Below are 12129 nucleotides of genomic sequence, written 5' to 3' on the forward strand. Positions count from 1 at the left end.
CCCCGGAGGACCAGTCCCGCACCCTCCGCGCCGCGGTCGCCGCCCCCCCGCCCGCCCGAAACCCCCCCGAACCCCAGCCGGGTTGGCCGGTCGCGTGCCCCCCCCCGCCCGGGCCCCCCCCCCCCCGGGGCGCCGCGCCCCGGGGGGGGGGGGAGCCCGCGGCGGCGCGGCCCCGCGGCCGGCAGGCTACCGGCCCGTACGGGAGCGGGCCCAGGCCGCGGCGAACTGCTCGTGCGGCGGCAGCGGCGGGAGCAGCCGCAGGAGCGGGGTGTGCAGGGTGCTGCCCGAGGCCGACGCCAGGTGAGCGGGCAGCTTGTCGGCCTCCACCGGAAGGTGTGGGGCCTTCAGGGCGGCCCACGGCCCCGGAGCGAAGAGCGTGCGCCCGGCGCGGGCCCGCTTGCCGCTCTCCACGGCGCCGGTGGCCAGCAGTTCCGCCTGGGCCGCCTTGTGCCGGGCGGCCGTCCAGCCGTTCCAGCGGCGTACGGCGCGGTCGGTGGGCCGGGCCAGGGCGAGCAGCTGCAGGTACAGGGCCGCGGCGTCGGGGCCCGTGCCCAGTGCCCCGGCGGCCTCCTCCACCAGCTCCGGGGTGCTGAGCGCCGGGTCGTTCTCGTACCCGCCGGCGGGGACGGGGGTGTCCGCGGCGCGGGCTGCGAGCCGGTCGAGCCCGTCGAGGAGCTGCTTCGTCGCCCGTAGCGTCGTCAGCAGCCACGGCCGGCCGTCGGCAGCGGCCAGGGCCTCGGCCCGCGCCAGGCGTGCCGGGTCGGCCAGGGCGGCGGGCCGCAGGAACGCGTCGCGGCCGCGGACGGCGACGACGAACAGCCCGTCGTCGACGACGGTGGGGACGGACGCGGCGGTCTCCCGCGGCGCTTCGGGGTAGGGCCGCACTTCGCCCTCGTACGGTACGAAGGCGGGGTCAGCGGCGGCCGTGGCGGCCAGGTCTTCGAAGCTCCCGAGCGGGATGAGCGCCCCGGGGTCATCGAGCTGGGCCCGCAGCCGGCCGTACAGGGCGAGGGCGCCCCGGGCGGCCGGGTCACCGACCGGGCGTTCGGTGAGCGCCCAGGTGATGACCGAGGCGGCCGTGCGGTGTGCGGGCTCGCCGGGGCGGACGTAGCCCCAGACGGACCGGTCGGGCTCACGGTGCTTGAGGACGACGCCCCCGATGCCGTCGCCGGTCAGGACGAAGCCGGCCCCGCCGAACGGCGCGTCCTCGGGTGCGCGTCCGTTGGGCAGGCTGCGGGCCCAGGCGTCGGGGAGGCCGAGGTCGGCGGCGAGGGCGGTGGCGAGCTCCTCGTCGGCGTACTCCTCGGCGCCCAGCAGCCCGTTCCAGACGGCGGCCATCCGCTCGGCCGCGGCCGTCGTGGCGGCGGGCTCCCACAGCCGTGCCGGGTCGCCGGGCAGGCCGGCGGCCAGGACGGCGCGCCGCCCGCCCGGGCCGAGCCGGCGGCACAGCTCGTCGTACCGCCGGACGAGGTCCTTGCCGGCCTTGTACGGGGCGGAGCCGAGCAGGGCGAGGTGATCGTCGTGACGCGCGCGACCGGGGAAGCCGGCAAGGACCAGGGCCGCGACGGGGAGGCGGACCCCGGTCAGCCGGGCGAAGGCCTCGACCGCCGCGGGCTCGACGGTGACCGGGCCCCGCTCGGCGAGCAGCGCGGCCAACCGGGGCAGGCGCGCGGCGTCGTCCTCCTCGACCGTGACGTCCGCGGTGTCGGCGGCGCCGTCCGGGGCGGGCGCGGCGGCCTGCTGGACGAACCAGGCCGTGCCGTCCCGGACGGTGCCCGACGCCAGCGGGTGGCCGGCGGCGCGGGAGGCGGCCAGGGCCTCCGGGGTGGCGCGGCCGGTGCGCCAGGTGCTGCCCCGGACGGCGAAGGGCTGGCCGCTCCAGGTTTCCAGCAGGGCGACGAGAGCGACCCGGTCCGGGTCGGGGGTGGTGGCGACCGCGGCGCGCCAGGCGGCGGCGTCGATCCGGCCCAGCAGCGCCTGCCAGGCGCCGGGGGCGGCGGGCAGGGCGAGGACGCGGGTCTCGTCGTCGATCTCCCCCCGCAGGTGGCGGCCGTCGGCGGCGACGGCGGTGAGCAGCGCCGGATGGGGTGCGGGTCCCGGCTCGTCGTGGCGCGGCCGGGCGTCGGGCAGCAGCCCGTACAGGGCCGGCACCATGACGGTGTCGGGGATCTCGGCGGGCAGGGCCACCACCGGCCCGGCGCGCATCACCGCGACCTTGCGGGACAGGGCGCGGCGGCGGCGCAGCACATCGGCGGCGAGCACGGCGGCGCGGGCCACGCCGGCCGCGATCCGGGGCTCCAGGGGGAGGCCGGGCGCGGTGGTGGGCAGGGCGGGGTCCGGTGCGCCGCGCAGGGCGGCGCCCAGGAGGTCCCGCACGGCGGTGTCGGCGACGGCGCGCAGCGCAGTGGAGGAGGCCGGGCAGCGGGGGGTGAGGAAGTGCCAGAACGCGGGCGGCGGGAAGGGGCCGGCCGCGTCCCCGAAGCCGGTGGTGCGCTTGCGCCCGGAGCCGGGGAAGCCCTGGGCCTGCCACAGGAGTGAGTTGTCCTCGGCGGCGTGGGCGCGGAAGGTCTCCTGGCCCGCCAGGACCGCGTCCTCGCCGCCGGCCGGCATCCGCAGGACCGCCCAGGGGCGGCGGCCCCAGCGCCGGCTTCGGTACGTGGCGCTGCGGCCGTCGATGCCCTCCAGGACGAACGAGGTGGGGGAGGGGCCCGCGTACGGGGTGCGGTACAGGACGCGGCAGCCGACGAGTCGGCCGTCCTGGCCGAGGGGGGAGTCGGGGGCGCCCGGGGGCAGGGCGGCGAGGGTCTGGAGGTCGCCGAAGTACGCGGTGCCGGGCGGGAGCGGGGTCGCGGTGTGGAAGGCGGGCAGGTTTTCGTGGTCGGCGGGTCGGGTGCCGCGCGCGGCGGGCGTCCGGGTGGTGGGGGCGGCGAGGCGGGCGCCCGTGGCGGGGTCGACCGGCGTCCAGCTGTTCGCGGCTCCGAAGACGTCGGCGGTCCACATGCGGTGACCGTCGCTCATCTGGACGTCGCGGGAGCCGAGGCCCTCGCGGCCGCGGGGTCGCAGGACGCGTTCGCCGTCGTGGCGCCCGCCGCCGTCCGGGGTCTCGAACTGGTAACCGAGGCCCCCCTGGATCATTCCGCCGTACCGGCGCAGGCCGAGCGTCTCCTCCGGCTCGAAGACCTCGTCCGGGAGGTCGGCCCAGAAGGCCCGTTTGCCGAAGGCGCTCCCGTCGCAGCTGCCGGTCCAGCTGACGAGGAAACGGCCGCCGACGTAGTGCACGGCACTGCCGGCCGCGTCGTCGGGGAGGCGGAACGTGCAGGAGGCGCGGGTCCCCGCGTGGTCGACGGCGACGGCGCGGTCAGGGCCGTGGACGGTGAGCACGGGCCAGGTGGAGGTGACCCCCCTGACCTCACCGGGGCCGAAGCCGGCGACGGCCTCCTCCAGGGCCGGCCAGCCCCATTCCTCGGGGAGCCCGGCGCGTAGGGCGCGGGCGAGCGGGCCGGTCAGGTCGAGTCCGGCGAGCGCTTCCTCAATGCCGTCCAGGGCGCGCGCGGTGGGCCGGTCCAGCAGGCCGTCGAGCTCGCGGACGGCCTCGTCGGCCGCGGCCAGGCCGCCGCCGCGCAGGGCGTCGAGCAGGGCCTCGACCCGGCCGTGGACCTCGGCGGTGATGCCGGGGTTGCGGGGGAGGCGGGTGATCGCCGTCCCGGAGCCGCGCAGCCCGGCGTGGACGGTGCCCTCCAGACGGGGGCCGAAGACCGGGTCGGCGGCGAGCGCCAGCAGGTCGCGCCGCAGGTCGCCGTCGCGCAGGACGAGCGGCACGGCCGGGCCGGGGTCCTGGACGGCGATGCCTTCGGCGAGGCAGGCGTCGAGGAGCTCGGCGTCCAGTCCGGGCCACCGGTAGCGGTCCTCGTGCAGGGTCAGGGGTGCGGCGGCGGCCCGCAGCCGCGGGGCGAAGCGGGCGAGTACCTCGAACAGCTCGTCCGGCAGCGGCTGCCGGGTCACGCCGCCCCCGCCGACGGGGCGGTGCGAGTAGCGCTCGGTGTACCGGCCGAACCAGGAGCCGAGACCGCCCCGCGGGACGATCCGCCCGGCGACGGCGGCCTCGACGGCGCCACAGTCGAGGAGCAGCCGCAGCCAGGCGGAGCCGTTGCCGCGGGTCTCCGGGAACAGGTCCAGGAGCAGCGCGTCCGTGGCGTCGCCCTGGGGATGGGCGGCGAGCAGCTCACGGGCTGCGTCGAGCAGGCGGTCGGGGACGGACTTGCCCTGCGCCGCGCCGACCACGAGGCCCAGCACGCGGGCCTCCTCACCGGGGCCGAGCCCGGCGGCGCGGGCCGAGAGCCGGACGCGGCGGCCCAGGTCGGCGGGGAGGTCCCCGGGGGACGCGGCCCATGCGCGCAGGACGCGTACGTACTCCTCGTGCGCGGCGGCGGGCTCCAGACGGCCGGCCAGCCAGGCCTGGTGCTCGCCGAGGGCGGCGGCGGGCAGCGCCCCGCCGGCGGCGAAGACGAGCACGTTGGCCCGGTGCCAGTCGGGGTCGACGGCGAGTCCGTGGCTGCGTTCGGCAGTTCGGGCCAGCGTGTAGGCGCGGGCGGCGGACCGCGCGTGCCAGGCGATGAGCCAGTGTCCGACGGTGTCCCAGAACCAGGGCAGGTGGGCCGGGTCCAGCCCGCGTACGCGCCGCTCCAGGCCGTCGACGAAGCGGCCGGGCTTGTCGTACGCCCGGGCGATGGTGCTGCCCACCTCGTCGAGCAGGCCTTTGGAGGTCTCCTCGGCGGCGGGGCCCCGGGTGCGCGCCCAGTCGGCGTAGGCGGTGGAGGAGCGCGGGTCGGCGGGGGGCGCGATCTGGATCTTCATGCGCCGATCCTGGCAGGCTCCTGTGACACCGTCCGCGGCGGGCGGTCACCGGAACGGCCCGGGCACGCGATCGTCCGGCCGGGGCTATCGAGGCTCCCGGTCGGCAGGCACCCCGTTCGTGCAGCGGGCCACCCGGCACCATCGGCGTTCCGTGTACACCTGCTCCGGCTCAGCGGGTGTACACGCGCGGCCGGGGTACGTACGCGGCCGCCACCAGCAGCACGACGGCCGACGCGACCAGCAGCAGCCCGGCAACCGGCCAGCCCGCGTGGACCCAGGACGCGCCCGCCAGGCCCCCCGCGAACATCGCGCCCACCGAGGCCGCGCGCCGCGCCGTCGCAGCCGTTCCACGGGCGAGGAGGGCGTCGTGGCCGAGGGCGGATCCGGCCATGAGGGCGGTCACGGCCCGGGTGACCAAGGTGGTGGGCAGGTCGGGGACGCGCACCCGCAGACTGGTGACGTTGCGGATGCCCATCGCAGCCGAGAGCACGGCGATCGTGGCGAGGTGGCGCGCGGTGGGGGCCCGGTGGAGGGGATGCAGGCCCCAAGCCGTGCCGGCGGCGACCGCCACCAGCAGCGCCTCCACCACCAGCGCGATGATGAACCACCGGTGCCGGTCGGTCTCCAGCCGCGTCTCCAGGCGGGCGCCGATCACGGTCCCGACGAGGAACGCGCCGAGCGAGACCGCCGGCGCCACCACGGACAGCCCGCCCTCGCCGACCAGCCCGAAGCCGAGGAAGAGGACGTTGCCGGTCTGCATGGCCGTGAACACGGGCCCGAGGGTGAGGAGACTGGCGGCCTCCACCAGCCCCGTGGTCACCGTCAGCACCACCATGTACGGAGCCAGCGCCGCAGCCGCATTCGCCTGCACGTCCCCTCCCGGGCCAGGGGCCCGCCCCGACGGTGACCCGCACCCAGTGTCGATGCCGGCGGCCCGCCGATCCCCGCCCCGTACGGCGCGTCGCGCCGCTCACCGCACCTTCGGCGCAAGCCCGACCCTGAATGACGTACAGTGTACGTAGAAAGGGAGGGGAACCATGACCATGTCCTCACGACCCGTCAACACGTCCGTGCCGAAGACCGCCTGGGTGCAGCCGCCCGGCAAGCCGCCGCTGTCCGCCCGGTTGATGCGGGCGACCTGGCGCGGCCTGCCGGCCAAGCGCCACGACGTCGGCCTGCAGCCGGGACTGGAAGTTCCCGCTGCCGACGGCAGCCCCCTGGTCACCGACCACTACTTCCCCCGCACCGAGGGCGACTTCCCGACCCTCCTCGTACGCTCCCCGTACGGGCGGGGCCTGCCCTGGGGCCCGATGTACGGCGTGCTCTTCGCCGAACAGGGCTTCCACGTGGTCCTGCAGAGCTGCCGTGGAACCGGCGGGTCCGGCGGTTCGTTCCACCTGTGGCGGAACGAGCCCGCCGACGGCCGGGCCACCGTGGCGTGGCTGCGCGAACAACCCTGGTTCGACGGCCGCCTCGCCACGATCGGCCCCAGCTACCTCGGCTACGTGCAGTGGGCCCTGGCCCTGGAGCCCCCGCCGGAGCTCAAGGCGATGGTCGTCCAGGTCGGCCTGCACGACCCCCACGCCCTGTTCCACGCCGGAGGGCTGCTCAACCTGGACACCGCCCTCGCCGTCGGCGCCGGCATGACCTACCAGCACCGCGGCACCGGCCCCTTCCTGAGGGCGACGATGCGCCTGCAGCGGCGCCTGCCCGCCATCACCACGGCCCGGCCGCTGCGCAGGGCGTACGAGTCCGCGCTGGGCGAAGTTCCCTGGCTGGACGAGGTGATGGCGCACCCCGACGCCGACGACCCGTACTGGGCCGGGGCGTCCCTCGCCCACGCCGCGGACCGCACGACCGTACCGACCGGCATCATCACCGGATGGCACGACGTCCTGGCCGACCAGGCGTTCGAGCAGTACGCCAGGTTGCGCCGGGCCGGCTGCGAGACCGCCCTCCTCGTCGGCCCCTGGACCCACACCTCCGCCCTGCAGCAGGGCTGGCCCGAGGTCTTCGCCGAAAGCCTCGCCTGGCTTCGGGCCCACCTCGACGGCGACCGCTCAGCCACGCGCCCCAGCCGCGTACGGGTGCACGTGGGCGGGGCGCAGCAGTGGCGCGACCTGCCGGACTGGCCGCCGGCCGCGCCCGACACGGCCTGGTTCGCGGCACCCGACGGCCGTCTCACCGCCGACGCGCCGCCCTCCGCCGAGCCGGCACCGCCGACACCCCCGGCAGTGGCGGCGTTCCGCTACGACCCGGCCGACCCCACACCCTCCGTCGGCGGCCGGCTGCTCTCCCGTACCGCCGGCGCCCGGGACAACCGCCGGCTGGAGGCCCGCGACGACGTCCTGACCTTCACCGGACCGCCGCTGACGGCACCCGTTGAGGTCCTCGGCCCGGTTGCGGCGCGGCTGACGATCACCACCGACACGGGCCACTGCGACGTCGTCACCCGCCTGTGCGACGTGGGCCCCGACGGCCGATCCACCAACGTCTGCGACGGCGTGGCCTCCGTCCGGGCCGTTGTGGGCCGGCCGTTCGAAGTGACCGTGGCCATGAGCTCCACCGCCCACCGCTTCGCGGCCGGCCACCGCATGCGCTGGCAGATCAGCGCCGGCGCCCATCCCCGCTACGCCCGTCATCCCGGGACGGGCGAACCACGCGCCGACGCCACCGAGTTCGTTCCGACCGGCATCACGCTCCACACGCCGTCGTCCCTCCACCTCCCGGGATCCTGAGCCGCCGCCGGCGGCAGCAGATGCCCTGAGGACGTGGCGCCGAGGGGCTAGGGGGACAGGGCGACGCCGAGGGAGTCGGCGGCCAGCGGCTTCGGGGCGCCCTGCTCGTAGAAGACGTCGAGCGCCGTGATCACGAACCCTGCGGCCGTGAGCATGCCGACCGTCGGACGGGTGAGGTGGCACCCGCCGAGCAGCCGCTTGTTGACCGGCTCCAGCCGCCGCTGCCAGCGGCGTACGCTCTCGTCCTCCTCGGGGGCCAGCCCGTGCTCGATGAAGTGCAGGGTCCCTCCGGGCTTCAGGACGCGCCGTACCTCGCGCAGGGCGGCATCGGCGTCGGGGATGGTGCACAGCGTCCAGGTGCACAGGGCGGTGTCGAACGTGCCGTCCTCGAAGGGCAGCGACTGGCCGTCCAAGCCCGCCCTCCGCACGGGAACGGGCGACGCCCGCACCCGGTCGCGGGCGAGCCCCCACCCGACGTCGGAGGGCTCGACCGCGGCCACGCCGGTGACGGCCGCGGGGTAGAAGGGGACGTTGTGCCCCGAACCGAAGCCGATCTCCACCACTTCACCGTGCAGCCCCGCGCACACGCGCCGCCTCAGCGGCCGGGCGATCCTCGCCCCGCAGGCGGTGTTCACGATCCGTGGCACGACCCGGTCCGCGTACCAGCCCATCGCGGCCTCCAGGTGTCGTCTTCAGCATGGCACCGTGGTGGCCGCCACGCCCGCCGGACGTCAGCCGAGGGGGCGGCGGGAACCGTCCCGCACGCGGAGCGTGCGCCGGGCGATCTCGTCCAGGTCGACGGATCCGGGTGCCGGCCGACGGTCGCGGCCTGACCGGGCCCGCCTCCTCGGCACCCTCCAGTCGTACGGGCTCCGAGCAGGACGCACCCACCCCACGGTGCGGACCGCCGCCTCCCCCGCGTGGGGGAGGCAGCCGGTGCGCGCGGAGGACGCGGCCCGACCGCTGCCCACCGCAGGCTGAACCCATGCCGCGAACCGGAAACCCCTTTCCGACCCCGACCCCGACCCCGACCCCGAGCCCCGAAGGAGCGCCTGGCCGCGGCGGTCACCGCCTGCCTCGGCGCCCTACACCGTCAGCAAGGTGGACCTGGCACGGAAGGGGCTCGTGGCCTTGCTCGTCGGTGCCGTGTGGGCAACGGCCTGGGCCATCGCCACGCTGTCCGCTCTGCGTGCCGGCCGCCCGGCCGCACCGTGAGCCGGCGCTGCGCAGGCCGTGCGCCGGGTGGCGGCCGCCGCCGGCCGGCGCGGGGGATCCTGGCCGCCGCATGAGCTGCGGGACACCGGCCCCGCGCGTCGCGAGGGGCCAGGCATGACATATGTAACGGCCAGTCAATGTGACCTTTCCTCCTGGAGGTTGAGAGGCAGCGGTGGGCAGTTCGTCCCGGTGGACGACGAAGGAGGCGGAACGCGCCGAAAGAATCGAGGTGTTCATGATCACCAGTGCCCGTGACCCGGGCCGATGCCCCAGGAGCCAACCGTGGACCACCCCCACCCCGGCCGTCCCCGTCCCCGTCGGATGCGCCGTGCGGCGGCGGCGAGCGCCGTCGCCGTCGCCCTACTCGCCGGCCTCGCCCCCGCGGCGGTCGCCGCGGGCCCGGACACCGCCGTTGCCGCCGCACCGACCGCCGGGCGCCTCGACCGGACGGAGCTCGACAAGAAGCTGCGGGCGATCCACGAGGCGGGCATCTACGGCGCCTACTCGGCGGTCCGGGACGGGCAGACCCGCTTCGACGGGGCGGCGGGCTTCGCGGACGTGGACACCAAGCGGCCGGTCCGTGCGGACTTCCGACACCGCGTCGGCAGCGTGACCAAGACCTTCACCGCCGTCGCCGTGCTCCAGCAGTCCGCCAAGGGCCGCATAGACCTCGACCGGCCGGTGGGCGACTACGTGCCCGAGCTGCTGCCCGGTGAGCGCGGCCGCAAGGTGACCGTACGCATGCTGCTCAACCACACCAGCGGCATCAACGACTACATCGGGGACGCCTTCCCGTCCCTCCTGAAGGGCACCACGGAAAGCCTCGACGAGCACCGGCTCCGCACGGTGCGCCCGGCCGAGCTGATCGGGTACGGGGTGGCCCGCCCGCAGCTCAACGAGCCCGGCGCCGACTGGCGCTACTCGAACACCAACTACCTCCTCCTCGGCGAAGTACTGCGCAAGGTCACGGGCCAGGACCCGGAGCGGCTGATCACCCGGGACGTGATCCGCCGGGCCGGCCTGAAGAACACCTACTTCCCCGGCACCGACCCGAAGATCCACGGCCCGCACGCCCGCATGTACGAGAGCTTCTACGGGCTGATCGACCCGCCGCGCGACTACAGCGAATACAACATGACCTGGGCGGGCACCGCGGGCGCACTCGTCTCGACCACACAGGACCTCAACACCTTCTACCGCGCGCTTCTGAAGGGCGACCTGCTGCCCCGGACCCAGCTCGACCAGATGCGCACGACGGTGGACGTGAAGGACGAGACCGGGAACGTCGTCATGCGCTACGGCCTCGGCATCTACTCCCTGGACACGCCGTGCGGACCGGTGTGGGGCCACAACGGGGGCGTCTTCGGTGCCGGGACGGACGTGCTGTCCACCCCCGAGGGCAAGCGGCAGTTCGCGATCGGCTACAACCTGATGAAGTACCAGCGCCTCAACGAGGCCGGTACGGCCTTCCTCGACCACCCGGCGGACGCCGCGATGAAGGCCTACCGGGACCAGGCCCTGTGCGGCACCACCGCCCAAGCCCCGACCCCGGCTCCCGTACCGGCGCCCGCTCCCGCACCCGACGCCGAGCGCGGCGCGGCGGGACGGCTCCCGTCGCTCGTCGACGCACCGGCGGCCGCGCTGGCCGCCCCGCGCGTCGCCCGGCAGCGCTGACCCCCGCCGCGCCGGGCGCCGCGTTCACCGCCCCGCGCCCCGCGCCCCTCGTCCCGCGCCCCGTGGCCGTGCCGAGCGGGCCGCGGGGCGCGGCCGTTTATCCCGGGGCAACGGGGAAAAGCCGAGGAAGTGTCACCTGACCCGCTTTCACCGTGAACGGGGAGCCTCCATGAGCCATCGTCCCTCCATCTCCACCTGCCTAGCTGCCGCCGTCGCGGCCTTGTCGGCCGCCGCGCTGGCGGCGCCGCCGGCCGTCGCCGCGGACGGGCCCGCGTTCCTGGACGCCCGCGAGCTGCCCCGGCAGGCCGGCACGGCCTGGCATGCCGGACCGGTGACCGCCGGGGTCCCCGACCCGCTGCCGTTCTGCGTCGGCGAGGCGCTGCCCGGCGCCACCTCACGGCACCGCGCGTTCTGGACGGACGTCGACACCAACGCGGTCCAGGTCACCGTCGTGGAGCGCGACGAAACCGCGGCGCGCTCGCTGGCCGCGCTGCTCGACGCGGCGGTCGAGGGCTGTGCCGAACGCGTGGAACAGCAGGATCCCGACGTCAGCGCCGAGTGGCGCGATTTCGGCCGCGTCGAGGCCGAGGAGGGTGCGCGCGTCCAGGGCGTCCGGACCACGCACGCGTGGGCCGGCATCGACGTCCACCTCTTCGCCGTCGGCCGGGACGGACGGACGGTCACCGTCGTGCACTGGGGGCGCATGGGCACCTTCCGCGACGCCCCCGTGAGCGCCTTCAAGAAGACCACCCGCACCGCCGTGAACAAGCTCCACCGCGGCTGACCGCACTGCCGCGCCGTCACCCCGTACGGAATCCCGGCCCCGGCCCGCGCCGGCAGGGGCTGGGTTATCGTCCCGACATGAAGATCATCGACCTGGGTATCGGCGACCCGCGCCTCGACACCGACCTGCTTCCCGTCCTGCGCGAGCTGCGCCCGCACCTCACCGAGGAGCTCTTCCGCCAGGTGTACGAGCGCGGCCACGCGCAGGGGCTCCGCTTCACCGCCGCCTATACGGACGGCGGCACGTGCGTCGGCGCGGCCGGCTGGCGCATCGTCGACACCACCAGTGTGGTGCGCAAGCTGTACGTCGACGACCTGGTGACCTCCGAGTCCGCCCGTTCGACCGGTGTCGGCCGCGCGCTGCTCGCCCACCTGGAGGCCCGTGCCCGCGCCGAAGGCTGCCACGAGCTCAGCCTGGACTCGGCCACCCACCGCACCGGCGCCCACCGGTTCTACCTGCGGGAGCGCCTCGACATCGTCGCCTTCCACTTCACCAAGGCGCTGGAGCCCCTGGAGGGTTAGAGGGCCGCAGCGGCCGCACCGGCCGTCGGCCGTCGGTCGACGGCCGGGCGCGTGGTGCGCAGGCATACGACGGGCCCCGCCCGAGGGTGCGTCCGGGCGGGGCCGGGGGCCCTTCCGCGGGGGAGGGGGAGGGCCGCCGTGCGCACAGCATTGCACTGTTTCCGGCCATGCAACAGGGGGGTTGGCCGGAAAGGGTCATCACCCGTGTGGTGTGTGCGCAGTGAGCGGCCGTCCCGGCACCCGGCGTTCCACGCCGGTCGTAGGAGCGGCGACCCGGAGCACCGGCCCCCCGCCCGGCCGCCCTGCAACCTGACGTCCCGTCAGTGCTGCCCCGACGAAGCCA

7 protein-coding genes are annotated in these 12129 nt (G+C 76.1%); 4 read left to right on the forward strand and 3 right to left on the reverse strand.

The features are described from left to right. Positions 1 to 186: 186 nt before the first annotated feature. Both ACFV7Q_RS24835 and ACFV7Q_RS24840 read right to left on the reverse strand, forming a co-directional pair. Positions 187 to 4854 (reverse strand): hypothetical protein, encoded by a 4668-nt coding sequence (locus ACFV7Q_RS24835; RefSeq protein WP_385431480.1) that lies wholly within the window; start codon positions 4852 to 4854, stop codon positions 187 to 189. A 169-nt stretch (positions 4855 to 5023) separates the two neighbouring features. After that, on the reverse strand, positions 5024 to 5725 hold the full coding sequence (locus tag ACFV7Q_RS24840) for a YoaK family protein (protein WP_385431481.1): 702 nt from the start codon (positions 5723 to 5725) through the stop codon (positions 5024 to 5026). Positions 5726 to 5981: 256 nt separating this feature from the next. Here ACFV7Q_RS24840 and ACFV7Q_RS24845 point away from each other — a divergent pair, with 256 nt between their 5' ends. Then, a complete protein-coding gene (locus ACFV7Q_RS24845) occupies positions 5982 to 7592 on the forward strand; it encodes a CocE/NonD family hydrolase (RefSeq protein ID WP_385431509.1) in 1611 nt (536 codons plus the stop codon). 47 nt (positions 7593 to 7639) lie between these two features. Here ACFV7Q_RS24845 and ACFV7Q_RS24850 read toward each other — a convergent pair whose 3' ends face one another. After that, positions 7640 to 8263 carry a class I SAM-dependent methyltransferase gene (locus ACFV7Q_RS24850; protein ID WP_385431482.1) on the reverse strand — a complete coding sequence of 208 codons (624 nt, stop codon included), beginning with the start codon at positions 8261 to 8263 and terminating at the stop codon, positions 7640 to 7642. Between the two features lie 865 nt (positions 8264 to 9128). Between ACFV7Q_RS24850 and ACFV7Q_RS24855 the strand changes: the two genes are divergently transcribed. From ACFV7Q_RS24855 to ACFV7Q_RS24865, 3 genes are all read left to right on the forward strand, one after another. Further along, positions 9129 to 10481, forward strand: a complete 1353-nt coding sequence (locus ACFV7Q_RS24855) for a serine hydrolase domain-containing protein (protein WP_385431510.1) — start codon at positions 9129 to 9131, stop codon at positions 10479 to 10481. 169 nt (positions 10482 to 10650) lie between these two features. Then, positions 10651 to 11265: a hypothetical protein gene (locus ACFV7Q_RS24860; RefSeq protein ID WP_385431483.1), complete on the forward strand. Its 615-nt coding sequence runs from the start codon at positions 10651 to 10653 to the stop codon at positions 11263 to 11265. 77 nt (positions 11266 to 11342) lie between these two features. Beyond that, positions 11343 to 11786, forward strand: coding sequence for a GNAT family N-acetyltransferase (locus ACFV7Q_RS24865; protein ID WP_385431484.1), 444 nt, complete (start codon positions 11343 to 11345; stop codon positions 11784 to 11786). Positions 11787 to 12129 lie beyond the last annotated feature (343 nt).

The organism is Streptomyces sp. NPDC059851 (genome assembly GCF_042732005.1).
In the GTDB taxonomy this organism is placed as follows: Bacteria; Actinomycetota; Actinomycetes; order Streptomycetales; family Streptomycetaceae; genus Streptomyces.